We start from the raw sequence: 25,547 nt of genomic DNA, 5'->3' as shown, positions 1-25,547 counted from the left end.
TCGCGTTTTTCTCGTCAACAGTGAAGCGACGATTGGAATGGCGGACAGGAATAACAAAATCCATCAAAGACCTTCCCCGCCCCGAGTGCCCCGTCCGGTATAGACAGAAACCTGTCACACAAGAGCCTGACACACAGGGGGGCAGCGACGCTTGTGCGGGCCAGGGCCGGTCAATCCCGGCAGACCGGCTCGTTTGTCCACATACGCGACGACGTCTCTCCGACGCTGGAACAGACGCGTGCACTCTTGGACCATGAAACACGAGGATTTGCGCCTCATGATCGAGGCACGTTGGCCCGGGGCTCCCGTCGCCTCGACCCGGCAGTTGGCCTCAGCGGGCTTGGAGGAACGGGCACTGACCGCGGCCGTGCGGGGCGGCGTGTTGCTGCGGCTCCGTCGAGGAGCATACGTCCGGAGTTCACAGTGGAACCAGGCCAAGCCCTGGGAGCGGGACAGCCTGCGTATCCACGCGCACTACGAATCCACGGGAGGCGCCGCGTGCTACAGCCACACCAGCGCCGCCCGGCTGCAATCGTGCCAGGTCTGGAACGGCGGGCCACTCGTGCATGTCACCACGAGCTATGCGAACTCTTCGACGAGCACGGGCCCCGACGTCAGGACCCACCGCCTCCCGCTTGACGCCTCGGAGGTCAAAATCCTGCAGACCGCAGAGGGCCGGGACTTTCAGGTCACCACCCTGGAACGGACCGTGATCGACTGCGCACGGATCCTTCGGCCCGATGCCGCCGCCGTCGTCGGCGACGCCGCCCTGCGGAAGGGGGCTGATCTGGCCACGATGCGGAGGATGCTTGAGGACAGCCCGGTCAAGCGGGGGAGCAGGCGCGCCGCTGCGGTGCTGGACTCGCTGGACGGCCGCGCGGAGTCAGCGGGCGAAACCCGGACCAGGCTGCTCCTGCGTTCTTTCGGTGTCGTCGGCTTCCAGCCCCAGTACGAACTGCCAACGACATCTGGCCTCTTCAGGGCCGACTTTGCCGATCCAGCCCGCCGCGTGATTATCGAGTTTGACGGAAAGGCCAAGTATGCAGAATACGGTCCCACCGACCAGGTATTGCTGGCGGAGCGGTCCCGCGAAAACGCCCTGGTCGAGGCAGGCTGGATTTTCCTGCGCCTCGAATGGCAGCATCTGGATGCACCCATGGAGCTGCGTCGCCGGTTGCAGGCCACACTTGCCCGGGCTGACATGCAAAAGCGGCCCCGCACCGCATGAGCGGCCCTGGGCGGGGCCGGTCATGCTGGGCGGGGCCGCTCGTGCGCGGGGGGGCTAAAGCGTCCCGGTCGCGATGTTCAGCATGCGCCGGAGCGGTTCGGCAGCTCCCCACAGCAGCTGGTCGCCCACCGTGAAGGCGCTGATGTACTCCGGGCCCATCTCCAGCTTGCGGATACGGCCCACCGGGATGTCCAGCGTGCCTGAGGCCGCCACGGGAGTGAGGTCGGCCATCGAGGCTTCCTTGCTGTTGGGCACCACCTTCACCCACTCGTTGTCCTTGGCGAGGATGTCTTCGATTTCGGCGACGGACAGGTCCTCGCGCAGCTTGAGGGTAAGTGCCTGGGAGTGGGAGCGCATGGCGCCGATCCGGATGCACAGCCCGTCCATGATGACGTGGTTGTCATTGGAGGTGCCGAGGATCTTGTTGGTCTCCACCCCGGCCTTCCACTCTTCCTTGGACTGGCCGTTGCCCAGGTCCGCGTCGATCCAGGGGATCAGGGAACCGGCCAGCGGCACGCCGAACTGTGTGGCGTCGATGTCGGTGCGCTGGTGGGCCAGGACCTTGCGGTCGATGTCCAGGATGGCCGACGCCGGGTCGTCCAGTTCGGTGCTGACCTCGGCATTGAGCGTGCCGAACTGGCTGAGCAGCTCGCGCATGTGCCGCGCGCCGCCGCCGGAGGCGGCCTGGTAGGTCATAGAGGTGCCCCACTCGACGAGGCCGTTCTTGAAGAGCCCGCCGAGGCCCATCAGCATGCAGGACACGGTGCAGTTGCCGCCGATGAAGTCCTTGGTGCCGTTGGCCAGGCCCTTGTCGATGACGTCGCGGTTGATCGGGTCCAGCACGATGATGGAGTCATCGTTCATCCGCAGGGTGGAGGCGGCGTCAATCCAGAGGCCGTCCCAGCCGCGGCTGCGCAGCTCGCCGTGGACCTGCTTGGTGTAGTCGCCGCCCTGGGCGGTGACGATAATCGGCAGCTTGGCCAGCGTCTCGACGTCGAACGCGTCCTCGAGCTTGCCTACCCCTTCAGCAAAGGAGGGGGCGGCACCTCCTGCGTTTGAGGTGGAGAAAAATACCGGGTTGATGTTGGCGAAGTCGCCCTCGTCCTGCATGCGCTGCATCAGGACAGAGCCGACCATGCCGCGCCATCCGACCAGGCCGACGGAGGGGGTAGCTGCTGTAGTCATTTGGCCAGTTTAGACTTTGGAGCGCCGGGGCGCAGTCGGTTACGTCACTCCGGCCCCGTCGGCCTGGTGCGGTCCTGGCCCGGGCGTCGTTGGGCGCGCTATTCCACCGGCCGCGGCAGATTCCGGGACTTGCGCAGCTTCTCGGCCCTGCGTTCCTTGAAGTAGCTGGACCAGCCGGCAAAGAGGGGAAAGAGGATCAACAGGTACATCCACCAGATCTCCCCCAGAATATGCCACTGGTCGGTGAGGGCCATTTGCACAATCCCATAGAGCATGCCGCCAAAAGCCAGGCTGATCAGGACAGCAAGGACCAGCAACCCGGCCGAGCTGTTCACGGGCTTCACCACGCTCAGGCCATCGTCCTTGCGCACGCCGTACTCGGCGGGCGTGTAGCCCACGATCTCGCCGTTCTCGGCGTGACGGTGGATCAGCTGATCGTCAGAGGGCGCAGACGGTACGTAGCCCGGGTCCTGGGGGACCCCTTCGCTGCGCCTAGCCACGGGCATCCTCAAACGCAGCCAGCAGGCCGGCGTCGTCAAGGCGTGGAGTCTCGGCGACCTCGTCCTTGTCGAAGTCCGGGATGCCTGTGGTCCAGGAGCCCTCTTCGCGCCGGACCAGAAGGTGCTGCTCGGAGTCCACGGTCTTGAACACGAGATAGGCCGAGCCTGCGGGATTCTCTGAGACGTGCTGCTGGACGATGCGCAGGATGGCTTCCGCCGAGGACAGGGAGGGGTCCTTGGCGAACACGAACCATGTTCCGAGCAGGCGTGGCTGGAGCATGATGGCCACATCGGGCGCTTCGATAAAGGCCACGTTGTCCATGCTGTCGCCAGTCAGCAGGGAAATCTCAGTCCAGCGGGTGGCCTGGCCCAGTGCTGTGGCGACGGCAGCGGCGACGCCTTTCACGCCGAGCTCGCCGTCATCATCGACAGTGGCCAGGTCCCGCGCCAACAGCGAGGAGGCACCTGCCGTGGACAGGGTGACGTCGTCGACCATTTCCTCCGCGCGAAAGACGCTGACGGAGCGGTCCCGGGCCGGGCCCTCGAACACGTTGAGCAGATACGCGAACTCGCCCACGCCGAAGCCGATGACATCGACGCCGAGCCGCGGCTCCACCTGGGTTTGGTCCTGAACGGTCATGCCTGTCTCCTAATCGCCGATTCCAAGGAAATTGCCCACGGACTTGACGCCGTCGCTGAGCTTGTCCGCGGTGTCGCTGACAAACTTTCCGGGATCCTTCACAGCGTTGGCTACGCCTTCGCCAATGTTCTTTCCGACACTGCTGATGGTGTCCCAGTTTTCGTAGACGAGCACTCCAACACTGGCAACCTGGCAGACCGTACCGGCGGGTGGCGGCAGGAAGCAGCCCACTCCCAGGCCAGCCTTGAGCGCGCTGCCCACCCCACCCTTGATATCGCCGTTGGCGAAGCTGTTGACCGAGTCAACGGCGCTGAAGCCGACGCCGGCCCAGCCCAGCCCGCGGGCGAGGCCGCCCTTGCCCAGCCATTCGAGCTTGGTGTTCTTACCGATCCATGGCTTCTCCTCCAGCAACGGGGCGAGCCTGGAAAGCCCCTTGTACTGATGGAGGTTCTTCAGCGAGGCAATGTCCGTTGCCTTGTCGATGATGCCGATGCCGCGGTTTGCGTTCGAGTTCCTCAGGAGGCCCTCGAGGGCGGTATTCCCCTTGGTGGTCTGCAACAGGTTCCGGCCATCAAAAACGGGGCCGCCGAGCCGGTGCCGGCCCTTCGTCAGTAACGCCTGAGCCAAGTCCGCCCGCTGGTTCTTCAGCACCCAGCCGTACTGTCCCACGTGCTTGGCCAGGGTAAGCGGAGCTTTAAGGTACTTCTGGATGGTCAGGCCGGTTCTGAGCGCCCCGAGGCCGCCAAGCAGCACGCCACCCACCACCCCCGCCAGGGTCCCGCCGGGATCGCTGAGAGTGCCCGGCCCGCCCCCGGACCCGGGAGCCGCGTCGCTGGCCTTCTCCTGCTCGTTGGCGTTGTCCAGCAGCCTTTTTGACTCGTGTTTGAGGGCGCGTGCCGTCTGCTGGATAAGGGCCCGGTGTTCGGTATTCCAGGTTGAGCGGAACTGGCTGGCGTCAGTGCCCTTCCACGACGGCGTGCTGTTGATCTGGTTGGTCAGGTGTGATGACGTCTGCAGCAGGTTGTCGGAGACCTTTCCGAACTGCTGTGCGAGTGTGCGGAGTTGCGCCACATCCGCGCCCCACAAGTTGCCTGCCACTGTGGCATCATCCCCCAAAGTTTGAGCGTTCTGTGTCTGAACGGTTGCTGCTGAGTCCTGCCAACACTGTAGTTGCCGCGCGCCGGCGTCGCGATGGGCAGCCCTCCCCATCGCGGTGGCCTACTGCCGGTCGGTCTCTTCCAGCACGGCATTCTTGCGGGCGCGGAGTGCAAAGAAGGCCCCGAAGGCAAACGCCTGGGTGACCACGACCAGCACGATGATGCCGGCGATCTTGTTTCCGCCGAGGATCATGGTCAGGCCGACGATTGCTGACAGCAGGGCCAGCAGCGGCAGGAGCATGTAGCCGAGCACAAAGAGTGTTTCGGGTTTCTTGAGCATTGTGTCTAACCTTCTCTGCGGTTCCATTTAGTGAACCGGTAGCGTGTGCCGTTGGCCGCCGTCAGCCAGCCTTCGCGGGGCACGGAGTCCTCGGCAGTCCACGCGGCGCCAAGCTGGGGCGCGTGGGTGTCGCCGTCGGCCTCCACATCGATCGTGGTGACCACGGCAATGTTGGCGAGGTCCACGGACTGGCTGAAAATCTCGCCGCCGCCCAGGATCCAGATCGTCTCGCAGCCCGGCGCGAACTGCGACTCCAGGAGCGCATCGTCAAGGGATTTAACGACGACGGCGCCCTCCGCCTCGGGCGTCCCGGCCCAGTCTTCCTGCCGGGTTATGACGATGTTGGTCCGGTTGGGAAGCGGCCGGTACTTTTCCGGGAATGACAGCCACGTTTTGCGGCCCATGATGACCGGATGCCCGCTGGTCACCTTGGTGAAGTGCTTCAGGTCCTCCGGCAGGTGCCACGGCATGTCGCCGTCCCTGCCGATGACGCCGGACGTGGTTTGCGCCCAGACCAGCCCGATCCCGGTGGTGTTCGCAGCGATGTCGTCGCTGAAGGCCTGCGGATCCATGGTCTCCTCGGTGCTCATACGGCGATCGGTGCCTTAATCGTGGGGTGGTGGCGGTAGCCGAGCACTTCGAAGTCATCCAGCGTGTAGTCGAAAATCGAGGCCGGCTTGCGGGTGATCTTCAGCTGCGGATACTCGTAGGGCTCACGGTCCAGCTGCTTCAGGACCTGGTCCATGTGGTTGTCGTAGATATGGACGTCGCCGCCGGTCCAGACGAACTCACCGGGTTCCAGCCCGGTTTGCTGGGCCAGCATGCACGTCAACAGCGCGTAGGAGGCGATGTTGAACGGCACGCCCAGGAACATGTCCGCCGAACGCTGGTACAGCTGGCATGACAGCTTGCCGTCGGCCACATAGAACTGGAAGAAGGCGTGGCACGGCGGGAGGGCCATATCCTTGAGTTCCGCCACGTTCCAGGCCGAGACGATGTGCCGGCGGGAATCGGGGTTCGCCTTCAGGTTTTCGACGAGCTCCGCGATCTGGTCGATGTGCCCGCCATCGGGTGTGGGCCAGCTGCGCCACTGGACGCCGTAGACGGGGCCGAGTTCGCCGTCGGCATCTGCCCACTCGTTCCAGATGGTGACGCCCTGGTCCTGCATCCACTTGACGTTTGTGTCGCCGCGCAGAAACCACAGCAGCTCGATGGCCACTGACTTGAAATGCACACGCTTGGTGGTGATGAGCGGAAAGCTTTTGCTCAGGTCAAAGCGCATCTGGCGCCCGAACACGCTGCTCGTGCCCGTTCCGGTGCGGTCGGATTTGTGCGTGCCATGGGCCATGACATCGCGCAGGAGGTCTTCATAGGGCGTTGGGGTGCTCACCCGTCCAGTCTAGTGGAGTGGCGGCCTGCCGCCCGGGAGGGCATCCGCCTCAGTCGTCGAACGGCTTGAACTGTTCCACTGCGACGATCTTGCTTTTGCTGCCGTGGGCGACGTGGCAGATGATCATTTCCCCGGGTGCCAGATACGGGTCGGCCACGGGGAGCACGCCCTTCAGCCTTGCGCTCATGGAGTCACTGAGCTGCTTCAGGACGGTGGGCAGCGCCGGACGGTGCGTGCACAGCACCACGGCCCGCTGCTTGTCGAACAGCGCCTCAACGGCCGCCGCCGTCTTCTTCGGGTTCCGCGCGTGCCGGTGCTCGGTCAGGGCGTCCACGAGCTTCACCTTCGCGTCGTAGGCCTTGGCATAGGGCGCGATGGTGGAGACGCACCGCCGCCACGGGCTGCTGACCACACGCATCGGCTTCCAGGCCCGCAGGAGCCTGCGGACGGCCTGGGCCTGCCGGACGCCCGTGGCAGCGAGGGGACGTTCGCCTTCCGCCTTGGTCCAGGAGGACCGCGGCTTGGCCTTGGCGTGGCGGACGATGACCAGCGGCCAGGTGTGCAGCTCTTTCCTCGCATGCGCAGCGGCCAGGAACTCAAGGGGCACAACGTCGGTTGGATTGGACAGCAGGGACGCCGCCCTCTCGGGGCTGCACCACATGACGCTGTCCACCTCCTTGCCGTCAGGGAGGAGGTGGGCTCCGTTGACGACTTCCACCGCCCAGTAATGGACCACCTTCAGTCCTGCGCTCACGTGATAGTGGATCGGCGGGAGCGGAATGCCCAGCGGGGCCTGCAGCCCGATCTCCTCCTCGACTTCCCGGACGGCACACTCGGGGACTGTCTCGCCGGCGTCGAGCTTGCCTTTCGGCCACGACCAGTCGTCGTACCTGGGCCGGTGGATCAGCAGGACTTCCAGCTGTTCGTTCTTGACGCGCCACGGGATGGCGCCGGCCGCGGTAACGGCAATGGGCTCGCCGGGGTGGTCAGTCTGGTCGGCTACCGGTGAATCGCTCTTCAAACCCGGGTCCTACCGCCGGGCAACGGCGCGTTGGCGGGACCGGGAGGCCAGGAGCCAGGACTGGACGTCGTCGAGTTCCCTGCCGTCCTCGTCAAGGTGGTGCCGGGTCCAGTCCCCGCTGCTGTCCAGGTGCCAGCTTGCCGTTTCGGGGTCCATGTAGCGGCGCAGCATGTCCAGGACATACGTGGTGTCCTCGCCGCCGGAGAGCTGGACGAGCGCCTCAACGCGGCGGTCCAGGTTGCGGTGCATCATGTCGGCCGATCCGATGTAAACCACGGGATCACTCCCGTTGGCGAAGGCGAAGACGCGTGAATGCTCGAGGAAACGGCCCAGGACGGAACGCACCGTGATGTTCTCGCTCAGCCCGGGGATACCCGGCCGGAGCGAGCAAATACCGCGCACAATGACGTCGACCTTCACGCCTGCCTGGGATGCCCTGTACAGGGAGTCGATGATGGCCTCGTCCACCATGGAGTTGACCTTGATCTGCACGCGGGCCGGAATTCCTGCGCGGGCGTTGCGGATCTCGGTCTCGATCCTGTCGATGAGGCCGGAGCGCACCGAGCGCGGTGCCACGAGGAGCCGTTTGAACGTTGACTTCGGGGCGTAGCCGGAGAGCTGGTTGAAGAGCTTGGACAGGTCTTCGCCCACCTGCTCGTTGGCGGTCAGGAGGCCAAGGTCCTCGTAGTAGCGTGCCGTCCGTGGGTGGTAGTTGCCCGTTCCGATATGGCAGTAGCGGCGCAGCCCGTCCACCTCCTGGCGGACCACCAGCGACAGCTTGCAGTGCGTCTTCAGGCCCACGATGCCGTACACCACATGCACGCCGGCCTGTTCGAGCTTGCGCGCCCAGGAGATGTTGGCCTGTTCATCAAAACGGGCCTTGATCTCCACCAGGGCCAGCACCTGCTTGCCTGCTTCTGCGGCATCGATAAGGGCATCCACGATGGGCGAGTCGCCGGAGGTGCGGTACAGGGTCTGCTTGATGGCCTGCACCTTGGGGTCGGCGGCCGCCTGCTCCAGGAACGCCTGCACCGAGGTGGAGAAGGAGTCATACGGGTGGTGCAGCAGGATGTCGCGACGGCGCATGGCTGCGAAGACGTTCGCCGCCTTGGACGTTTCGGATTCGTTCAGGTAGCGGGACGTGTGCGGCACGTGCTTCGGGTAGTGCAGGTCTGCCCGGTCAATCCCCGCAATGACGGACAGCCCGCGGAGGTCCAGCGGGGCGGGTACCGAGTAGACCTCGGATTCCTCCACTCCCAGCTCCCGGATCAGCAGGGCCCGGATGTTGGGGTTGATGTCGTGGGTAACTTCGAGGCGGACGGGAGGGCCAAACCGCCGGCGCAGGAGTTCCTTCTCGAGGGCCTGCAGGAGGTTCTCGGCGTCGTCTTCTTCCACTTCCACGTCCTCGTTGCGCGTGACGCGGAAGGTGTGGTGCTCCAGGACCTCCATGCCGGCGAAGAGCTGGTCGAGGTGGACGGCAATGACTTCCTCGAGGGCGATGAACCGGGCAACGCGCCCCGGCACGGACCCTGCGCGGGGGCCGTCGATGGAGATCAGCCGCGGCAGCTGGTCCGGCACCTTGACACGTGCGAACAGCTCCTTGTCGCTGACAGGGTTGCGGACCACCACGGCCAGATTGAGGGAGAGCCCCGAAATGTAGGGGAAGGGGTGGGCAGGATCCACCGCCAGCGGCGTGAGGATGGGGAAGACCTTTTCCGCGAACATGACGCTGAGGCGGTGCTTGGCTTCGTCGTCGAGCTCGTCCCAGTGCATGAGGTGGATGTGCTCATACGCCAGCGCGGGCCGGATCTGCTCGGCGTAGACCTTGGCGTGGCGTTCCTGCAGCCTGTGCGCCGCGTCGCCGATCTGCTCGAGGACCTGGACGGGGCTGAGCCCGGCGGGGGATGGCACCGCGAGTCCGGTGGCGATCCGTCGCTTCAGGCCGGCCACCCGGACCATGAAGAACTCGTCGAGGTTGGAGGCGAAGATCGACAGGAAGCTGACCCGCTCGAGCAGGTAGAGGTTGGGGTCTTCGGCCAGTTCAAGGACCCGGGCGTTGAAGGCAAGCCAGCTCAGTTCCCGGTCCAGGAACCGGTCCGGGCTGATTTCGCCTTCGGGTTCCAGGATGGCGGCGAATTCCGGGATGTCGATGCGGTCCTGCGTGGCGCGGGACGCGGGCACTTCGGAGGAGCCGAAACGGGCACGCACGGGGGCCGCCTTGATTTCGGTCGTGGCTGATCCGGCGGATTCCGGTTGCATGCTCTCTCCTTGGTGCTGGGGGATTTAGCTTCAACCTTACAATCATCCGCCCCCGCGGGACCCGCAGATTTCGGCCGGACCTGGGTCAGCGCCGAATGATTGGATTAATGCCCGTCCAAGGGGCCGTACATGACGTCCACATCCCACCGGGTGAAACCCAGGCGGCGGTACAGCGCGACGGCCGGAGCATTGTCCGCATCCACGTAAAGCATGACGGCGTGCAGGCCCTGCTTCTGGAGGTGCCGGATGCCTGCGACTGTCAGCGCCTTGCCCAGGCCCATGCCCTGGGCGGCGGGCGCCACGCCCACCGCGTAGACCTCGCCGATCGCGGGGTGGTCGCCGTGCCGCGGGTGCACCTTGGTCCAGTGGAAGCCGAGCAACCGCCCCTTCCCGTCCTCGGCCAGCAGGAAGCCTGCCGGATCGAACCACGGCTCCGCCATCCGCGCGTCAAGGTCTGCCCTGCTCATGGAACCCTGTTCCGGGTGGTGGGCGAACGCCGCGCGGTTGGCCGCCAGCCAGGCGTCCTCGTCCCTGCCCGGCACGAAGGCGCGGAGCACCACACCGTCCGGAAGGCCGACGTCGGGCAGTTCGGCGGCCGCTGTGGCGAGCCGCATCTTCCACAGTTCCCGGACGGGGCCGAAGCCGTAGCGGGAGGCCAGCTCCGCGGCAGCTTCATGGTTGCCGTGGGACCAGGCCTTCAGCCCGTCGAATCCGCGGACGGACTTCAGCGTGCTCACGAGCCGGTCCGCCACGCCCTGGTTCCGGTAGCTCGGGTGCACGGCGATTTCCAGGACCCCGCTGGCGTCCTCCTCCTCGACCACGACGGCGAACCCCGCCAGGTCCTGGGCCGTGGCAGGATCGGAATCCTCATCCGGCGCGTAGAGGGCAAGGGTCAGCAGCGAGTGGGGGCCGGCGTCCGCGGCGCGCAGCGTGACCAGTGTCTGTTCCGAGATCGAAGGGTTGCCGTCCGACTCCTCTGCCGCTGACAGCAGGGTCCTGATGTCACGCAGCAGCTGTTCGTCCACACCGCCCTTGACGACGGTGACGGGCCAGTTCTCCGGATGGGCGAGACTCATGCTGTCAAGGCTATACGCACTGACGCCAGGTGTCCGATTTGGAGCCGCCGGGATGGCCCGGTATAGTCGATATCTCGTTCGGCTTCTGGAGCTGAATGTGAGGGGGATCCACCACTGGGGTGGCCTCGATACGTTCGACCCGTATGTCCTCCACTGAAGCAAGGCAAAAGGCCCGGACTCGAAAGAGTCCGGGCCTTTGTGTTTGCTTGGGATGTTGCATGAAATGGTGGGCCGGTCAGGCCTCGGCGAGTTCCTCGTCCTCCTGCTGGCGCACCAGCGTGAGCCGGTACCCGACGTTGCGGACGGTGCTGATCAGGTTCTCGTGGTCGGCGCCGAGCTTGGCGCGCAGCCGCCGGACGTGAACGTCGACCGTGCGCGTGCCGCCGTAGTAGTCGTAGCCCCACACCTCGGTGAGCAACTGCTGGCGCGTGAACACGCGGCCGGGGTGCTGCGCGAGGTACTTCAGGAGCTCGAATTCCTTGAACGTCAGGTTAAGCGCCGCGCCGTTGACGCGCGCCGTGTAGCTCGCCTCGTCGATGACGACGCCGGCGGCACGGATCTCGGACGGAGTGTCCTCCGCGTCCGGCACGGCCCGCGCCACTGAGAGGCGGATCCTGGCCTCCACCTCGGCCGGACCCGCGGAATCCAGGACGATGTCATCAACCGCCCAGGCGGACGACACGGCTGCCATGCCGCCTTCGGTGAGGATCAGCACCAGCGGTGCGCTGAGGCCTGTTGCCTTAAGGAGCTGAGTGAGGGACCGGGCCCCGACGAGGTCTTTGCGGGCGTCCAGCAGGACGATGTCGCAGGGGTCCGTTTCCAGCAGGGCAGTCGGTTCCGCCGGGAGGATGTGAACCCGGTGGTTCAGGAGCTCCAAGGCAGGCAAAATGTCCACCGAGGATCCGGTGCTGTTGGTCAGTAACAGGATGTGCGACATTGTTCCTCCAAGGGGCCGTCCGCGCATCATTGGGCGACTGAACCGGGCTTTCACCGGTTGGTACTGTGCTGCCGCAAGAAGCTCGGACACCCTGGCGGGCCAGTGTCTCCATTCCCCCTGCGGGAAGCGTAGCTGAGCTTTGAGTATACCCAACGGCTCTCCGGCAGGCACTGAATCGGGCCGGCAACGCGCCTCATTTGCGACATACGGCAGTCATATAGGGCAGGATTGAACCGTCAGGGCGCCAGCCCTGCCCGCCAAAGGCACAGGCCGCTAAAGACCAGGCCGCTAAAGACACAGGCCGCCAACGGGACAGCCCGTCAAGGGCACAGGCAGATGAGGACGCAGCGAACTTGAGTGCAGAGTCAAAGAGGAGTACGCCATGGCCGCGCCTGAGGTGAGCGCCGCCGCGCCTTCCGGGGCCGCCGTGGAGTCCTGGAGCATCGGGGTCATCGGCCTGGCGGGCCTGGCCGTCATCATCGCCAGTATTTACCGGACTTCGGATGTCCTTCTGGCTGTGGCGGTGCTCATTGCCCTGACCGTTGGCGTGGGCTGGCCGCACTACCTCGGCATACCGGCCAAGAAGACACTGGCGGCCGTGATCGGTCTTTCGGGTGCCGGTTCGGCCGTGGCTGCGGCCACCGTTCCCGCGCCCGGCTACCTGGACTGGACGCCCGGATTCATCGCCTTGGGCGTCATCTCCGTGTTCCTCGTCCAGCTCGTGCGCGGGACGGGCCAGGCGCAGCGGCTGGAATCAACCCTGGGCTGCTGCGTGGGCGTCCTCCTGTCCTGCCTGGGCGCAGGGTGGATCGCCGGGGCCCGGTTCAACGGCGTCAAGGAAATGATGCTCGTGGCCGGGGTGAGCGCTGCCGTTGCCCTGCTGGCCGGCCTGATCCGCTGGCCCGACAGCATCGTCGCCCCGTTGGGAACCATCCTGGCCGGACTTGCCGGACCGCTGGCCGGGCTCGTGCTCTCGGACGTTGCCGTGCTGCCCGCCGCGGTTTTCGGCGTCGTAGTGGGGGCGGTGCTGGTCAGCTTCCGGCGGCTCGTGACGTTGCGCGGTACCCCCCTGAACTTTCCGGCCGCCCTGGGGATGGGGCTGGCGCCTGTTTCGGCGGTTGGTTCACTTGCTTACTTCATAGACAAACTACTCATCTTCTGACGCGTTAGGATGGCACCATGTCCGTACTTGCATATGAAATTTTCTTCCTTGTCCTGCTCGGCCTCGCCAGCGTTTCCATGGCCTGGTTTGCCGGCTTTGTGGTCTATCGGCTGTTCAAGGGCCAGAAGTAGAACCGCTTCCCTGATAGCTGCTTCACGAGGTAACAGCTGTGCCTATTGAGATACCCACGGACCTGACTCCCGAACTGGTCCCGCTGTCCTGGCTCATTGGTGAGTGGGAGGGCCGCGGACGGCTTGGATCCGGCGACGAAGAATCTGAGCACTTCCTGCAGCACGTTTCGTTCACCCACAACGGGCTGCCGTACCTGCAGTACCGCGCGGAAAGCTGGCTGACCGACGAGGACGGCACCAAGCTCCGGCCCCTCACGGTCGAGACCGGTTTTTGGGCACTCGAGCGCAAACAGCTGGATGCCGACGGCGGTCCCGGCCTTATTCCCGCCGATATCGTGCCGGCGCTGAAGAGCGCCGACGAGGTGGAGGCACTGCGGAACAAGGACGGCGGGTTCGACATTTCGGTATCCATCTCGCATCCGGGCGGGATTTCCGAGCTGTACTACGGCCAGATCAAGGGGCCGCAGATCCAGCTGAGCACCGACATGGTGATGCGGGGCAGCCACTCCAAGGACTACAGCGCCGCCACCCGGATCTTCGGGCTGGTGGACGGGAACCTGCTGTGGCGGTGGGATGTGGCCGCAGGCGGTGCGTCCACGGCCTCGTCGTCTGCCCCGGGCAACGGCCTGGAAGCGCACGCCTCCGCGTTCCTGAAACGCGTCTCCTGAAAGCACCCGCCCATGGATGAAGCCCCAGTCCCCGCTGACTACAGCGACCTCAAGGCGCTGTTCTTCAACGGCACCCTCAAACGCTCTCCACAAAAGAGCAACACCGAGGGGCTGATCCGACTCAGCCGCCTCATCATGGAAAAGCAGGGTGTGGCCACCCGCGTCATCCGGACCGTGGACCATGACATCGCCAGCGGCGTCTACCCCGACATGCGGGAGTACGGCTGGGAGACCGATGAATGGCCCGAGCTGTATCCTGCGGTGCAGGAGGCCGACATCGTGGTTGTCGCCGGGCCCATCTGGCTCGGAGACAACTCGTCCCAGACCAAGAAGCTCATCGAGCGTCTCTACGCACACTCCGGGGAGCTCAATGCCAAGGGCCAGTGGGCGTTCTACCCGAAGGTGGGCGGCTGCCTGATCACCGGGAACGAGGACGGCATCAAGCACTGCTCCATGAATGTCCTCTACAGCCTGCAGCACATCGGGTTCACCATTCCGCCGCAGGCGGACGCCGGCTGGATCGGGCCCGTTGGCCCGGGCCCCAGCTATCTCGATGAGGGATCTGGCGGACCGGAGAGTGACTTTACCAACAGAAACACCACCTTCATGACGTGGAATCTCCTGCATCTGGCCAGGATGCTCAAGGATGCCGGCGGGATTCCCGCGTACGGCAACCTTCCGGAAGAATGGAAGGCCGGATCCAAGTTCGGTTTCGAAAACCCGGAATACCGCTGAGCTGTCCGGGAAGCCGGGCATGACAGAACCGGTGCGCGGACTCGCTGCACCGGAATACCCGCCAAGCCAAGGACGTTCCCTTCATATGACTATCAAGAGCCCTCTGTTGTCGCGCCCTGGCGCCGTCGAAGCGGCCGGCGCCGATGCCGGCGTCGCGTCCCATTACGGTGAGCCGCTGCGGGAGCAGCGCGCGCTCGCCGCGGGCACCGCCGTCGTCGACCTTTCCCACCGCGGCGTGGTGACCGTCAGCGGGCCCGACCGCCTGAGCTGGCTCAATACGCTGTCCTCCCAGCAGGTCACCAACTTGCAGCCCGGCGAATCCAGCGAACTGCTGCTGCTGAGCGTGCAGGGCCGCATTGAATTCGACGCCCGGGTAGTGGACGACGGCGGGACCACGTGGCTGATTGTGGAAGCCGCGGAGGCCGCCCCGCTGGCGGAGTGGCTGAACAGGATGAAGTTCATGCTGCGCGTGGAAATCGCAGACGTCTCGGAGGACTGGGCCGTGATCGGATCCACCAGGGCCGTCCCGGAGTGGTCCGCCTTGAAGGTCTGGCAGGACCCCTGGCCGCACGTCGCCGCCGGCGGGTACGCATATTCGGTGGTGGGCGAGGACGCCCACCCCGGCGCCGAGCGTCCCTGGTTCGAATACCTGGTCCCGGCCGCGGAGCTCGAAGCAACAGTGGCGGACCGGCCGCTGGCCGGCGTCTCGGCAGCCGAAGCGCTCCGCGTGGCGGCCTGGCGGCCCCGGCTCGGCGCCGAAACGGACGACAAGACCATCCCGCATGAGCTGGACCTGCTCCGGACCGCCGTCCACCTGGCCAAGGGCTGCTACAAGGGCCAGGAGACCATCGCACGCGTACACAACCTGGGCCATCCGCCGCGCCGGCTCGTGTTCCTGCAGCTCGACGGCTCCCAGCACACCATGCCGGAAGCCGGGAGCCCCGTGCTGCTGGGGGAGCGCAAGGTGGGAACCGTCACCTCCGTGGCCCAGCACTACGAGATGGGTCCCATCGCGCTGGCGGTCATAAAGCGTTCTGTCGGGCCGGATGAAATACTGACAGTCATGGACGGTGAAGAGCCGTACACAGCCGCGCAGGAAGTGATCGTGGCTCCCGACGCCGGGCAGGTGGTTGGCCGGCAGACCGGATTCCTGAGGGGGACCCACAAATGACAGACCAGACCGACCCGAACGCCGCGGGCGGCACCGCTGCCGGGATGGACGAAGAGACGCTCGAACTGGCGCACCGGCTCTTCGATGCCGCACGCAACGGGGAAACGGAGATGCTCCGCAGCTACCTCAACGCCGGTGCCCCGGCGACGCTCACCAACTCCGCCGGGGACTCGCTGCTCATGCTCGCCGCCTATCACGGCCATGCCGAGACCGTTCAGCTGGTCCTGTACCACGGCGGCGACGTGAACCAGGCCAACGGGCGCGGACAGACGCCCCTGGCGGGCGCGGTCTTCAAGGGCTACACGGACGTTGCCCGGGTGCTGCTCGACGCCGGCGCCGATCCCGACGCCGGAACCCCCTCGGCGCGCGCCGCCGCCGAGATGTTCGCCCGCCGGGACATCCAGGACCTGCTGGGCTAAGTCCTTGGAAAACGTCAGCAGGCCGTGGCCTGCCCTCTGGTCGATGGTCATCGGCTTCTTCATGATCCTGATCGACACCACCATTGTGTCCGTGGCCAATCCGAGGATCATGGCGGGGCTGGAGACGGACATCAATGCCGTCATCTGGGTGACGAGCGCCTACCTGCTGGCGTATGCCGTGCCGCTGCTCATCACCGGAAGGCTGGGTGACCGCTTCGGACCCAAGCGGCTCTACCTGGCGGGACTCGTCGTTTTCACCTTGGCCTCGCTGTGGTGCGGGCTGTCCGGCAGTATCGAGATGCTGATCGCGGCCCGCGTGCTTCAGGGCCTCGGTGCCGCCCTCATGACGCCGCAGACCATGGCCGTGATCACCCGGATCTTTCCGCCGGACCGGCGTGGAGCGGCCATGGGACTGTGGGGTGCCACCGCCGGCATGGCAACGCTGGTGGGTCCGATCCTCGGTGGCCTGCTGGTGGACGGGCTGGGCTGGGAGTGGATCTTCTTCATCAATGTCCCCATCGGGATCGTGGGGTTCGTCCTCGCCTGGCGTTTCGTGCCGTCCCTGACCACCCATCCGCACAGGTTCGACGTCCCCGGCGTGGTGCTCAGCGCCGTCGGGCTTTTCCTGCTGGTGTTCGGCATCCAGGAGGGCGAGACCTACAACTGGGGGACCATTTCCGGACCCGTGACGGTCTGGGGACTGATCATCAGCGGAATCGTGGTGCTGGCGCTTTTCGTCGGCTGGCAGGCCGTCAACAAAGGCGAACCGCTCCTGCCGCTGGGCCTCTTTAGGGACCGCAATTTCTCGCTCGCCAACATCGGGATCACCACGGTCGGCTTCACCGTCACGGCGTTCGGCCTGCCGCTGGTCTTCTACTACCAGATGGTGCGTGGCATGACGCCCACGCAGTCGGCTCTGATGATGGTGCCGATGGCGCTGATTTCCGGCGGCCTCGCCCCGGTGGTCGGCAGGATCATCGACCGGGTGAACCCGAAGTACCTCACCTCCGCCGGGCTGCTGCTCATGGCCGTGGCGCTGTTCTGGAACTCGGCCCTCATGCATCCGGACACCCCCGTGTGGCTGTTCCTGCTGCCGAGTGCCCTGCTTGGCTTCGCGAACGCGGGCATCTGGGCTCCGCTGAGTTCCACGGCCACCCGCAACCTGCCGCCGCGGCAGGCGGGGGCCGGGGCCGGCGTGTACAACACCACCCGGCAGATCGGCGCCGTCCTCGGCAGCGCGGCCATAGCCGTCCTAATGCAGGCCCGGCTCGCGGCGGAGCTTCCGGCCGCCGGCGCGCCGGGGGAACCCGGCGCGGGCGGGCCGGCCGGAGAGGCAGTCAGCTTCGGGGGCCTGCTTCCCGAGGCGCTGCACCAGGGATTCTCGACGGCGATGGGCCAGTCGATCATGCTGCCTGCGGCCGTGATCGTGCTCGGCGCCGCGGTGGCCCTCTTCTTCGCCCGGCCGAACCCGGTCCACGGCTGGGCCGGGCAGCAGGCGGCGGATGCAGAAAGCGCAGCAGCCAAGGCGCCCTAGCCGCCCCGCCTCAGCCCAGCAGCACGCTGGTCTCGATGCCGCCCGTGGCGAAGCCCAGGCTCCGCGCAATCGCCAGCGACCCCTTGTTGCTGACGTCGCTGCGCCACTGCAGCGTCAGCCCCGACGCGAGGGCCTCGTGGGCCGCGACCGACGCCGCCAGCGACCCCACTCCGCGGCGGCGCCACCGGGGTGCCACGAGCACGCCCATGTGGGCCAGGATCCCTTCCCACTCGGAGTACGCGCCGCAGGCCACAGGCACCCTGCGGCCATCCTCTTCGTGCAGGATCGTGTAGCGGTTTTCGAGGTCCGAAAGCCCCACTTCATTGACGTCGTCCGGCGGGCAGAGGCCCTCGAGTTCGATGGCCGCCGGGTTTCCGTGGGAGACGGTCAGCTCCCCGGAGGGCTGCAGCAGTGGCAGGTCGTCGGCGAAGAACAGTGCGGCGGAGCCCTGGCCGTGGCCGCCGTGCTGCCGTGTGATGGTCAGCAGGGTTACGTGCTGCGCCATTTCCTCGTCGGCGATTCCGGCGGCGGCGTCCAGTGCCCACTGCGGGCCCACGAGTGCGGAGCTGCCGAACAGGCGGACGAACTCCACGGCGCGGGCCGAATCGTCCGCCCTGGTGATACGCTCGCCGGTTTCCAAAGCGCTGGCGAAGGCGCCGTCGTCGAGCCCCAGCCGGCGTGCCCAGGCCAGCTGAATGATCGCGGCGGAATGGGACTCAAGGGTCATGCCTCCAGCCTACCGACCCGCGCGCCCAAGAGCCCCGGTCCCACACGGCTCCCTCCAGAAAGCGCGAACTGGCAGATAATGCCCTCAAAAAAGCAAAAACAGGGCATTATCTGCCAGTTCGCGGGGGCGAAGCGGCAGGCTTATCCGAAGAGGACCGCGGCTTCGTCGTAGCGGTGCTGCGGGACGGTCTTCAGCTTGCCGAGGGCCGCTTCGAAGCCCACGTGGTCAATGTCCGTGCCGTTCAGTGACACCATGGTGCCCCAGCGGCCTTCGACCACGGAGTCGACGGCGGCCATGCCCAGGCGGGTGGCCAGCACCCGGTCGAAAGCAGACGGAACGCCGCCGCGCTGGATGTGGCCCAGGATGGTGGCGCGGGTCTCGATGCCGGTCCTGGCTTCGATCTCCGGCGCGAGCTGGTCGGCGATGCCGCCCAGGCGGGGCCGGCCAAAGGTGTCCAGGCCGCGTTCGGAGTGCGGGGACTCCATGTGCTCCGGCACGAAGCCCTCGGCAACCACCACGAGCGGCGCACGGCCACGGTCATGGGCCTCGTTCACCCATTTGGTGATCTGCTCGATGCTGACCTTCTGCTCCGGAATCAGAATGGCGTGTGCACCGGAGGCCATGCCCGCGTGCAATGCGATCCATCCAACGTGGCGGCCCATGACCTCGGCGATCATGCAGCGGTGGTGCGACTCGCCGGTGGTCCGCAGCCGGTCGATGGCCTCGGTGGCGATCTGGACCGCGGTGTCGAAACCGAACGTGTAGTCCGTCGCGTCCAGGTCGTTGTCCACGGTCTTGGGGACGCCCACGATCTTCAGCCCTGCGTCTGTGAGCCGCTTGGCGGCCGCGAGGGTGCCTTCGCCGCCGATGGCGATGATGGCATCAATGCCGAGCCGTTCCATGTGGGCCTTGATGACGTCCGGTCCGCCGCCGTTCTCGAACGGGTTGGTGCGGGAGGTGCCGAGGATGGTGCCGCCCTGCTTGGCGATGCCCCGGACCAGCGTGCGGGGGATCGGGATGATGTCTCCCTCGACCACGCCGCGCCATCCGTCGAGGAACCCCACGAATTCGTGGCCGTGGATGGCGATGCCCTTCAGGACCGCGCCGCGGATCACGGCATTCAGTCCGGGGCAGTCGCCGCCGCTGGTAAGGATTCCAATTTTCATTATTTCGGCTCAAATCCTGGTTGAAGGTATACAGGCAGAGCGCCACGCTGAGCTCACATAGAGTCTAGTGGGCAGTGTGGGGAAGGACACAAACGGTTACATGCCGAGCCTCTTAAGCAGGGATGCCCCTGCTCCGTGGAGCAGGGGCACTGAACCCGTTTGGCCGCCACCGGCCGGAGAACCGCAATCGCCCGTCAGGGGCGGTTGCCGCGCTTCTCGAGGAAGGACTCCAGGGCGATGGCGTTGTTCTGGTCCGGCAGTACCAGCCATGCCGCCAGGTAAAACACCACGGCCGGACCGGGCAGGAGGCAGAAGATGAGAAAACCGATCCGGACGTAGGCGACGTCCACATTGAACTTGTCTGCGATCCCGCCGCAGACTCCGCCGAGCCAGCGCTGCGGACCGCGTTTCAGGCCGAGGCCCCTGACGATGCTGTAGAACTTTTCCATGTCTCAAGCCTTCCCGGTTGTGGGGCCGTTGTCACGTCGGCGGGCGGAAAGTAGTCCGCCGATGACCAGTGCGGCGCCGGCCCCGATCATGAGGCCGATCAGGACGTACGTGCCGTTCAGGACCACGATTCCCAGCTGGGAGATGATGATCAGGACGGCCAGCGCGAGGACCACGAGCCCCCAGACGATGGTCCCGACGCGTGCCGAGGCCGGGGCTGGCTCGCCGGACAAGGTCTTCAGCGGATCCGGAGCCTTGGAGGTGTCCGGCGTGGAGGAGGATTCCGGTGCGGGGTCGAAGCTGCTCATGTCAGTTTCCTTCCTGGATGGTGATGTTGCTGACCGTTCCGTCGATCTGCAGGATCAGCCGTGCGCCGGGCCTGTCTGTGTTGTAGCTGCTCTGCCTTGAGGTGATGCCGCCGCGCTGGTTCGTGCCTTCGTGGAGGTTTCCCAGCGTCATGTCGGCCCGGACGTCCACCGGCACGGTGCTCGGCAGGATGACCGTGACGTTGCTGGCGGTCACGTCCATGGGGACTACGACGTCGCTGGGCAGCGGCGCGGTCGCGTTCAGTCCGGTGAGGTCAACAGTTCCCCGGCCGCCCGTGATCTGGAACCCGTCGCGGGCCTGCTCGATGCTGGCGGGGTTCCAGTCTGCGTCCTGGAAGCGGAACCGTTCACCGTTCGGAACTGCGTTGAAGACGCCGCCGATGATTAGGGCGGCCACGGCGAAGAAGCCGAGTATCCCCGAGGTCCTGCCCCTGAGGCCCGCCAGCAGGATTCCCAGGCCAAGGACGGCGGCGCCGCTGGCCCAGACCACAGCGTTGGCGGAACTGCCCAGATCAATCACATTGCCGGCGTCGAGCGCCTTGAGGGAGCCTCCTACCAGCAGCGCCAGGCCGGCGGTGATGGCGACGGCAGGAGTGCCGGGTCCGGCCGGCTTTGATTTCGGTGCCGGAACGGGGGCGGGCACCGGGGCCGGTCCGCGGGGCGGCACGCTGCCAAAGCCGCCGCCGTACGGGGTGTTGGGGGCGTAGGGGTTATTGGGTGCGTACGGCGGGTTGGGTCCCGACGCCGGCCCGGCGCCGAAGGTGCTCGACGCGCCTGAAGCGCTGGAAGTGCCCGGCGAACCCGCAGCGAACGAGGCTGCAGAGCCGGTGGCGGGGGAGCCCTCCGCGGCTGTGTATCCATACGCGGAGCTGCTGTCCGCCGGTGTGTTGTTCATGGCTGCTCCAGTGCCCTTCCTGTCGCGCTGGGTGAGGAAATAGATGAGGTAAACAAGGCCGCCGATCCAGAACAGGGCCCAGAAGAAGCCGAAGCCGTCGCGGCCCCAGCCCCAGAAACCGCCGCCCAGGCCCGTGAAACCGATGACCGTGGTCACCAGGGCGCCTGTCATGCCGCTGGTCCAGCGGCCGGCGCCTGCCTCCTGCGTGTGGATCCGGCCGTCCGGTTCGGGCAGGAGTGCCCAGCCGATGCCGTAAAGCAGCACACCGATGCCGGCAAACAGGGTCAGCACGATGAAGACGCCCCGGACGATCAGTGGGTCGATGCCCATCCGCTCGGCGATGCCGCTCGAGACACCGCCGATCCAGCGGTCGCGTCCGCGGTTTATCCCGTGGCTGCGGATCCAGTCGAAGAAGTCCAGCTGCCGGGGCGGCTGGCCGTAGGCCGCGCCGAAGGCGGCACCGACGGAGCCGCCGGCCGCGCCGTGGTTTCCGGGCAGGCCGTGGGTGTAGAGCGGCGGAGGGAGCAGAGGCTCGGTCTGCGGGCCGGGCGCGGCGTCGTGCCGGGGTTCAGCGGGCCGGTCAGCCGAAGGCTCCGGCTGGGATGCTTCGGGGGAGTGCGCCTGGTCGTCAGACTTGTCGGCGGACTGCTGCCCATCAGAGGGGTTTGGGTTTTGCGAGTTCATACTTCGATACTGCCGTTCAGCGCTCTCCGTCTCTATTGGGGAGTACCCTGAGCCGCCCCTGACCTGACCCTGGTCCCGGCTGGAATGCGGTCCCCGGAACCCTGATCCGTGTTTGGATTGATGCATGACCACCGTTCCCGTCCGCCCGCCGCTGGTCCGCAGCAGCGACCGCATGATCGCCGGAGTCTGCTCCGGCCTGTCAGCCCACTTGGGCTGGCCGGTGCGCATGGTGCGGCTCGGCATGGCGGTGGCCGCGCTCGCCGGCGGCGCCGGGTTCGTCTTCTACGCGTGGCTCTGGATCATGGTTCCAACCGCAGACGAAGCCGCCCGGCGGAACGCCAGGCGGCCGGCGTCGCCGATTGCACCCGCGGTGAGCGGCCCAGCAGTGGACAGCCGCCCCGGGAGCAGCCCCCCGGTTGGCGGCCCCACGATTCCGTCCGCTACCGCCGACGCTCAACTTCAGCCGGCCACCTTCCCGTCCGCAATGTACGACGCCGGACCCTCCTTCCAGCCGACGGCGGCCGGCGCGGCACCCTTCACCGCCGGCGCGGCACCCGGCACCGCCAGTGCGTCCGCAGCGGGCACCGGCGCCTGGTTCCGGGTGCGCAGCATGCGCTACGGCAAGGAAATCCTGCTCGGTTCCGGATTGCTGCTCGTAGCCGGGATCCTGATTGCCAGGCTGCTTGGTGCGGACGTCCCGCTGGGGACGCTCATCCCCGCCGCCGCGATCCTCGGCGGTGCAGCCATCGCCTGGATGCAGCTTGATGAGACACGCCGCGCGGGCCTGGTGGACAAGACCAAGGCGGACCAGGCGGGCGGCTGGGCACGGCTGGCCGCCGGGCTGGCGCTCGTGGTGGCCGGCGTGCTGGTGATGGTGTCCGGCTCGGGCTCCTGGGAGCAGACCTGGCTGGCGCTGCTCGCGTCCGTGGCGGTGCTCGGCGGCGTGGCGCTGGTGCTGCTTCCCTGGGGCCTGAAGTTCTGGCGCGACCTCGAGACCGAACGAGCCGGCCGGGTGCGCGAGACCGAGCGCGCCGAGATCGCCGCCCACCTGCATGACTCGGTTCTGCAGACTCTTGCCCTGATCCAGCGCCGCGCCGGCAATGAGCACGACGTCGTGAGGCTGGCCCGGGCACAGGAGAGGGAACTGCGCGGCTGGCTCTTCAAGGACCCGGCCAAGGAGTCAGGTCAGCTCTCTGACAGGATCAAGGCCGCCGCTGCCGAGGTCGAAGACGGTCTCGGCAACGCGGTGGACGTGGTGAGCGTGGGCGACACCGTGATGACCGACCGGCACGAGGCCCTGGTCCAGGCCAGCCGCGAGGCCATGCTCAACGCCTCCCGCCACGGCGGCGGACCCGTGTCCGTGTACCTTGAGGTGTCCGACGGCGGCGTCGAAGTCTTCGTGAAGGACCGCGGAACAGGATTCGAACTGCACACGGTTCCGGAGGACAGGCTTGGTGTCCGGGAATCCATCATTGGCCGTATGAAACGGCACGGCGGCACCGCCGATATCAACAGCAGCCCGGATGGCACGGAGGTTCGCCTGAGGCTCCCTGCCGCCGCCGCTGAAAACGGGGAAGGAAAGCCATGAGCACGCCGGCACTGGACGGAACGCGGGCAGAAGGTCAGGGGGAAACCGTGAGGGTAGTGATCGTGGACGACCACGCAATCTTCCGTTCGGGCCTGAAAGCCGACCTGGATCCGCGGGTCATCGTCGTGGGTGAGGCGGGAACGGTGGAGCAGGCCATCGAGGTCATCGCCCGCACCCGTCCCGAGGTGGTGCTGCTGGACGTGCACCTCCCCGGCGGCCTGGGCGGCGGAGGGCGGGAGGTCATCGCCGGCTCGGCCGCGTTGCTGGGCGCCACCAAGTTCCTGGCGCTCAGCGTGTCGGACGCCGCCGAGGACGTCGTCGCTGTGATCCGTGCCGGCGCCCGTGGCTACGTGACCAAGACGATTTCCGGGACCGAGATCACGGACGCGGTCTTCCGGGTGGCCGGTGGCGACGCCGTGTTTTCGCCGCGGCTCGCCGGCTTCGTTCTGGACGCGTTCGGTACAGCCCCCGCCGACATTGCCGACGACGAATTGGACAAGCTCTCAGCCCGCGAACTCGAGGTCATGAGGCTCATCGCACGCGGCTACAGCTACAAGGAAGTGGCCAAGGAACTGTTTATCTCGATCAAGACCGTGGAGACGCACGTCTCGGCGGTGCTGAGGAAGCTGCAGCTCTCCAGCCGGCACGAACTCACCAAGTGGGCCGCGGAGCGCCGCCTCCTCTAGCCCACCCCAACGCTCCCTCACTTCCTGCCGCACAACCCCCGACGCTCCCTCACGTCCTGCCGCCCAAACGAAAACGCTCCCGCACCTTTTTGGTGCGGGAGCGTTTGAGTATTTCTTGCAGGATGTGAGGGAGCGCCCGTGTTTTTCCTGCAGGATGTGCGGGAGCGTTGGGGAAAGTTGCGGCGGGAAGTGAGGGAGCGTCTGCTACTGGGCTTTGCCAAGGAACTCCTGCAGGCGGGCAACGCCGGTGGCGAGGTCATCGTCACCGAGGGCGTAGGACAGCCGCAGGTAGCCGGAGGGGCCGAAGGCTTCGCCGGGAACTACGGCAACCTCAACCTCGTCCAGGATCAGCGCCGCGAGTTCGGCGGACGTCGCAGGCCGGACGGGACCGTTCGCCGTCGGGAACTCCTTGCCGAGCAGAGCGCGAACGTCCGCGTAGACATAAAAGGCGCCCTTCGGCGTCGGGCATTCAATGCCCTCGATGGCGTTGAGTCCGGCGACGATCGCCTTGCGCCGGCGGTCAAAGGCGACCTTCATCTCGTCGACAGCGGTCAGCGGCCCGGACACGGCAGCGAGGGCCGCGATCTGCGGGATGTTGGACACGTTGGACGTGGCATGGGACTGCAGGTTGGTGGCGGCCTTGATGACGTCGGCCGGGCCGATCATCCAGCCCACACGCCAGCCGGTCATGGCGTAGGTCTTGGCCACGCCGTTGAGGATGACAACTTTGTCGCCCAATTCGGGAACCGCCGTGGCGATCGAGGTGAAGGGGACGCCGTCGTAGGTCAGGTGCTCGTAGATCTCGTCGGTGACCACCCACAGGCCCTTGGCGGCAGCCCACTGGCCGATTTCCGCGACCTGTTCGGGGGAGTACACGGAACCGGTGGGGTTGGAGGGGGAGACAAAGAGCAGGATCTTGGTGCGGTCCGTGACCGCCGCTTCCAGCTGCTCCACGGTCACGAGGTAGTCCTGCTCGGGCCCGGCGAAAACCTCCACCGGCACACCGCCGGCCAGCCGGATGGCTTCCGGGTATGTGGTCCAGAACGGTGTGGGAACAATCACTTCGTCGCCCGGGTCCACGAGCGTGGCGAAGGTGTTGTACACGGCCTGCTTGCCGCCGTTGGTGACCAGCACCTGGGAGGGATCGGCCTTGTAGCCGGAGTCCCGGAAGGTCTTCTCGGCAATGGCCTTCTTCAGCTCCGGCAGGCCGCCGGCAGGGGAGTAGCGGTGGTACTTCGGCTGGCTGGCGGCTTCGATGGCGGCCTTGACGATGTAGTCCGGCGTGGGGAAGTCGGGCTCGCCTGCGCCGAAGCCAATCACGGGCCGGCCGGCCGCCTTCAGCGCTTTGGCCTTGGCGTCGACAGCCAGGGTGGCGGATTCGGCAATGGCGGAAATGCGCTGGGAAACGCGGGCGGCAGACATGGCGGGTCCGTTCTTCGATTGCAGCTCGATAGCTGAATGGTGGAATTCGACGGAATCTACTCTATGCTGTTCACCGGATCGTTCGAGGTGGGGCGCGGATATGTGACCGAATC

The 25,547-nt window shown here is 66.5% G+C and carries 26 protein-coding genes; 9 read left to right on the top strand and 17 right to left on the bottom strand.

The window, feature by feature from the left end:
• Positions 1-253 precede the first annotated feature (253 nt).
• Positions 254-1,228 carry a type IV toxin-antitoxin system AbiEi family antitoxin domain-containing protein gene (locus tag JYA52_RS08950; RefSeq protein ID WP_205652832.1) on the top strand — a complete coding sequence of 325 codons (975 nt, stop codon included), beginning with the start codon at positions 254-256 and terminating at the stop codon, positions 1,226-1,228.
• 54 nt (positions 1,229-1,282) lie between these two features.
• Here JYA52_RS08950 and asd read toward each other — a convergent pair whose 3' ends face one another.
• From asd to JYA52_RS08895, 11 genes are all read right to left on the bottom strand, one after another.
• Positions 1,283-2,413, bottom strand: a complete 1,131-nt coding sequence (asd, locus tag JYA52_RS08945) for an aspartate-semialdehyde dehydrogenase (RefSeq protein WP_205652831.1) — start codon at positions 2,411-2,413, stop codon at positions 1,283-1,285.
• Positions 2,414-2,511: 98 nt separating this feature from the next.
• Positions 2,512-2,913 carry a hypothetical protein gene (locus JYA52_RS08940; RefSeq protein ID WP_205652830.1) on the bottom strand — a complete coding sequence of 134 codons (402 nt, stop codon included), beginning with the start codon at positions 2,911-2,913 and terminating at the stop codon, positions 2,512-2,514.
• A complete protein-coding gene (locus tag JYA52_RS08935) occupies positions 2,906-3,553 on the bottom strand; it encodes a hypothetical protein (protein ID WP_205652829.1) in 648 nt (215 codons plus the stop codon). The genes JYA52_RS08940 and JYA52_RS08935 overlap by 8 nt, the downstream gene beginning before the upstream one ends.
• Positions 3,554-3,562: 9 nt before the next feature.
• On the bottom strand, positions 3,563-4,651 hold the full coding sequence (locus JYA52_RS08930) for a WXG100 family type VII secretion target (RefSeq protein ID WP_205652828.1): 1,089 nt from the start codon (positions 4,649-4,651) through the stop codon (positions 3,563-3,565).
• Between the two features lie 120 nt (positions 4,652-4,771).
• Positions 4,772-4,990: an NF038396 family protein gene (locus tag JYA52_RS08925; protein WP_205652827.1), complete on the bottom strand. Its 219-nt coding sequence runs from the start codon at positions 4,988-4,990 to the stop codon at positions 4,772-4,774.
• Between the two features lie 5 nt (positions 4,991-4,995).
• Positions 4,996-5,580 (bottom strand): dihydrofolate reductase, encoded by a 585-nt coding sequence (locus JYA52_RS08920; RefSeq protein WP_205652826.1) that lies wholly within the window; start codon positions 5,578-5,580, stop codon positions 4,996-4,998.
• Positions 5,577-6,380, bottom strand: coding sequence for a thymidylate synthase (locus JYA52_RS08915; RefSeq protein ID WP_205652825.1), 804 nt, complete (start codon positions 6,378-6,380; stop codon positions 5,577-5,579). The genes JYA52_RS08920 and JYA52_RS08915 overlap by 4 nt, the downstream gene beginning before the upstream one ends.
• A gap of 49 nt (positions 6,381-6,429) precedes the next feature.
• The gene (locus tag JYA52_RS08910; protein ID WP_205652824.1) at positions 6,430-7,401 is read right to left on the bottom strand and encodes an NUDIX hydrolase; all 972 of its coding nucleotides are present in this window, start codon (positions 7,399-7,401) and stop codon (positions 6,430-6,432) included.
• 9 nt (positions 7,402-7,410) lie between these two features.
• Positions 7,411-9,660 carry an RNA degradosome polyphosphate kinase gene (locus tag JYA52_RS08905; protein WP_205652823.1) on the bottom strand — a complete coding sequence of 750 codons (2,250 nt, stop codon included), beginning with the start codon at positions 9,658-9,660 and terminating at the stop codon, positions 7,411-7,413.
• A 104-nt stretch (positions 9,661-9,764) separates the two neighbouring features.
• Complete coding sequence (gene mshD, locus JYA52_RS08900; protein WP_205652822.1) at positions 9,765-10,736, bottom strand: mycothiol synthase; 972 nt, start codon at positions 10,734-10,736, stop codon at positions 9,765-9,767.
• A 235-nt stretch (positions 10,737-10,971) separates the two neighbouring features.
• Positions 10,972-11,673 carry a winged helix-turn-helix transcriptional regulator gene (locus tag JYA52_RS08895; RefSeq protein ID WP_205652821.1) on the bottom strand — a complete coding sequence of 234 codons (702 nt, stop codon included), beginning with the start codon at positions 11,671-11,673 and terminating at the stop codon, positions 10,972-10,974.
• 382 nt (positions 11,674-12,055) lie between these two features.
• Between JYA52_RS08895 and JYA52_RS08890 the strand changes: the two genes are divergently transcribed.
• The 6 genes from JYA52_RS08890 (at position 12,056) to JYA52_RS08865 (ending at position 17,493) form a co-directional block, all read left to right on the top strand.
• A complete protein-coding gene (locus JYA52_RS08890; RefSeq protein ID WP_240460115.1) occupies positions 12,056-12,835 on the top strand; it encodes a permease in 780 nt (259 codons plus the stop codon).
• A gap of 169 nt (positions 12,836-13,004) precedes the next feature.
• Positions 13,005-13,634, top strand: a complete 630-nt coding sequence (locus tag JYA52_RS08885; protein WP_205652820.1) for a nitrobindin family protein — start codon at positions 13,005-13,007, stop codon at positions 13,632-13,634.
• Positions 13,635-13,646: 12 nt separating this feature from the next.
• Positions 13,647-14,369 carry a flavodoxin family protein gene (locus JYA52_RS08880; protein ID WP_205652819.1) on the top strand — a complete coding sequence of 241 codons (723 nt, stop codon included), beginning with the start codon at positions 13,647-13,649 and terminating at the stop codon, positions 14,367-14,369.
• Between the two features lie 85 nt (positions 14,370-14,454).
• The gene (gene ygfZ, locus JYA52_RS08875) at positions 14,455-15,540 is read left to right on the top strand and encodes a CAF17-like 4Fe-4S cluster assembly/insertion protein YgfZ (protein WP_205652818.1); all 1,086 of its coding nucleotides are present in this window, start codon (positions 14,455-14,457) and stop codon (positions 15,538-15,540) included.
• Positions 15,537-15,959: an ankyrin repeat domain-containing protein gene (locus JYA52_RS08870; protein WP_205652817.1), complete on the top strand. Its 423-nt coding sequence runs from the start codon at positions 15,537-15,539 to the stop codon at positions 15,957-15,959. The genes ygfZ and JYA52_RS08870 overlap by 4 nt, the downstream gene beginning before the upstream one ends.
• Before the next feature lie 4 nt (positions 15,960-15,963).
• Positions 15,964-17,493, top strand: coding sequence for a DHA2 family efflux MFS transporter permease subunit (locus JYA52_RS08865; RefSeq protein WP_205652816.1), 1,530 nt, complete (start codon positions 15,964-15,966; stop codon positions 17,491-17,493).
• Positions 17,494-17,503: 10 nt separating this feature from the next.
• Here JYA52_RS08865 and JYA52_RS08860 read toward each other — a convergent pair whose 3' ends face one another.
• The 5 genes from JYA52_RS08860 to JYA52_RS08840 all read right to left on the bottom strand — a co-directional run bounded on the left by JYA52_RS08860 (position 17,504) and on the right by JYA52_RS08840 (position 21,738).
• On the bottom strand, positions 17,504-18,220 hold the full coding sequence (locus JYA52_RS08860) for a GNAT family N-acetyltransferase (protein ID WP_205652815.1): 717 nt from the start codon (positions 18,218-18,220) through the stop codon (positions 17,504-17,506).
• Positions 18,221-18,360: 140 nt separating this feature from the next.
• Positions 18,361-19,386 (bottom strand): 6-phosphofructokinase, encoded by a 1,026-nt coding sequence (locus JYA52_RS08855; protein ID WP_205652814.1) that lies wholly within the window; start codon positions 19,384-19,386, stop codon positions 18,361-18,363.
• A 194-nt stretch (positions 19,387-19,580) separates the two neighbouring features.
• Positions 19,581-19,835 carry a PspC domain-containing protein gene (locus JYA52_RS08850; RefSeq protein WP_205652813.1) on the bottom strand — a complete coding sequence of 85 codons (255 nt, stop codon included), beginning with the start codon at positions 19,833-19,835 and terminating at the stop codon, positions 19,581-19,583.
• A 3-nt stretch (positions 19,836-19,838) separates the two neighbouring features.
• Positions 19,839-20,141 carry a hypothetical protein gene (locus JYA52_RS08845; RefSeq protein WP_240460114.1) on the bottom strand — a complete coding sequence of 101 codons (303 nt, stop codon included), beginning with the start codon at positions 20,139-20,141 and terminating at the stop codon, positions 19,839-19,841.
• A gap of 1 nt (position 20,142) precedes the next feature.
• On the bottom strand, positions 20,143-21,738 hold the full coding sequence (locus JYA52_RS08840; protein ID WP_205652812.1) for a PspC domain-containing protein: 1,596 nt from the start codon (positions 21,736-21,738) through the stop codon (positions 20,143-20,145).
• A gap of 124 nt (positions 21,739-21,862) precedes the next feature.
• On the opposite strand from JYA52_RS08840, the gene JYA52_RS08835 reads away from it, so the two are divergent.
• Positions 21,863-23,326: an ATP-binding protein gene (locus JYA52_RS08835; RefSeq protein WP_205652811.1), complete on the top strand. Its 1,464-nt coding sequence runs from the start codon at positions 21,863-21,865 to the stop codon at positions 23,324-23,326.
• Positions 23,323-24,012, top strand: a complete 690-nt coding sequence (locus tag JYA52_RS08830; RefSeq protein WP_205652810.1) for a LuxR C-terminal-related transcriptional regulator — start codon at positions 23,323-23,325, stop codon at positions 24,010-24,012. The genes JYA52_RS08835 and JYA52_RS08830 overlap by 4 nt, the downstream gene beginning before the upstream one ends.
• Positions 24,013-24,216: 204 nt before the next feature.
• Here JYA52_RS08830 and JYA52_RS08825 read toward each other — a convergent pair whose 3' ends face one another.
• A complete protein-coding gene (locus JYA52_RS08825; protein WP_205652809.1) occupies positions 24,217-25,434 on the bottom strand; it encodes a pyridoxal phosphate-dependent aminotransferase in 1,218 nt (405 codons plus the stop codon).
• Positions 25,435-25,547: the final 113 nt, after the last annotated feature.

Source organism: Arthrobacter pascens (assembly GCF_017052465.1).
GTDB lineage: Bacteria > Actinomycetota > Actinomycetes > Actinomycetales > Micrococcaceae > Arthrobacter > Arthrobacter pascens.
Note: the sequence above shows the minus strand (reverse complement) of the source record. Positions and strands in the feature narration are given on the sequence as shown.

Coding starts and splice junctions, on each gene's coding strand:
- mshD (WP_205652822.1), bottom strand. CDS start 10,736: ATGAGTCTCGCCCATCCGGAGAACTGGCCCGTCACCGTCGTCAAGGGC.
- JYA52_RS08920 (WP_205652826.1), bottom strand. CDS start 5,580: ATGAGCACCGAGGAGACCATGGATCCGCAGGCCTTCAGCGACGACATC.
- JYA52_RS08830 (WP_205652810.1), top strand. CDS start 23,323: ATGAGCACGCCGGCACTGGACGGAACGCGGGCAGAAGGTCAGGGGGAA.
- JYA52_RS08950 (WP_205652832.1), top strand. CDS start 254: ATGAAACACGAGGATTTGCGCCTCATGATCGAGGCACGTTGGCCCGGG.
- JYA52_RS08840 (WP_205652812.1), bottom strand. CDS start 21,738: ATGAACTCGCAAAACCCAAACCCCTCTGATGGGCAGCAGTCCGCCGAC.
- JYA52_RS08825 (WP_205652809.1), bottom strand. CDS start 25,434: ATGTCTGCCGCCCGCGTTTCCCAGCGCATTTCCGCCATTGCCGAATCC.
- JYA52_RS08850 (WP_205652813.1), bottom strand. CDS start 19,835: ATGGAAAAGTTCTACAGCATCGTCAGGGGCCTCGGCCTGAAACGCGGT.
- JYA52_RS08935 (WP_205652829.1), bottom strand. CDS start 3,553: ATGACCGTTCAGGACCAAACCCAGGTGGAGCCGCGGCTCGGCGTCGAT.
- JYA52_RS08890 (WP_240460115.1), top strand. CDS start 12,056: ATGGCCGCGCCTGAGGTGAGCGCCGCCGCGCCTTCCGGGGCCGCCGTG.
- JYA52_RS08870 (WP_205652817.1), top strand. CDS start 15,537: ATGACAGACCAGACCGACCCGAACGCCGCGGGCGGCACCGCTGCCGGG.
- JYA52_RS08845 (WP_240460114.1), bottom strand. CDS start 20,141: ATGAGCAGCTTCGACCCCGCACCGGAATCCTCCTCCACGCCGGACACC.
- JYA52_RS08855 (WP_205652814.1), bottom strand. CDS start 19,386: ATGAAAATTGGAATCCTTACCAGCGGCGGCGACTGCCCCGGACTGAAT.
- ygfZ (WP_205652818.1), top strand. CDS start 14,455: ATGACTATCAAGAGCCCTCTGTTGTCGCGCCCTGGCGCCGTCGAAGCG.
- JYA52_RS08925 (WP_205652827.1), bottom strand. CDS start 4,990: ATGCTCAAGAAACCCGAAACACTCTTTGTGCTCGGCTACATGCTCCTG.
- JYA52_RS08880 (WP_205652819.1), top strand. CDS start 13,647: ATGGATGAAGCCCCAGTCCCCGCTGACTACAGCGACCTCAAGGCGCTG.
- JYA52_RS08905 (WP_205652823.1), bottom strand. CDS start 9,660: ATGCAACCGGAATCCGCCGGATCAGCCACGACCGAAATCAAGGCGGCC.
- asd (WP_205652831.1), bottom strand. CDS start 2,413: ATGACTACAGCAGCTACCCCCTCCGTCGGCCTGGTCGGATGGCGCGGC.
- JYA52_RS08860 (WP_205652815.1), bottom strand. CDS start 18,220: ATGACCCTTGAGTCCCATTCCGCCGCGATCATTCAGCTGGCCTGGGCA.
- JYA52_RS08895 (WP_205652821.1), bottom strand. CDS start 11,673: ATGTCGCACATCCTGTTACTGACCAACAGCACCGGATCCTCGGTGGAC.
- JYA52_RS08835 (WP_205652811.1), top strand. CDS start 21,863: ATGACCACCGTTCCCGTCCGCCCGCCGCTGGTCCGCAGCAGCGACCGC.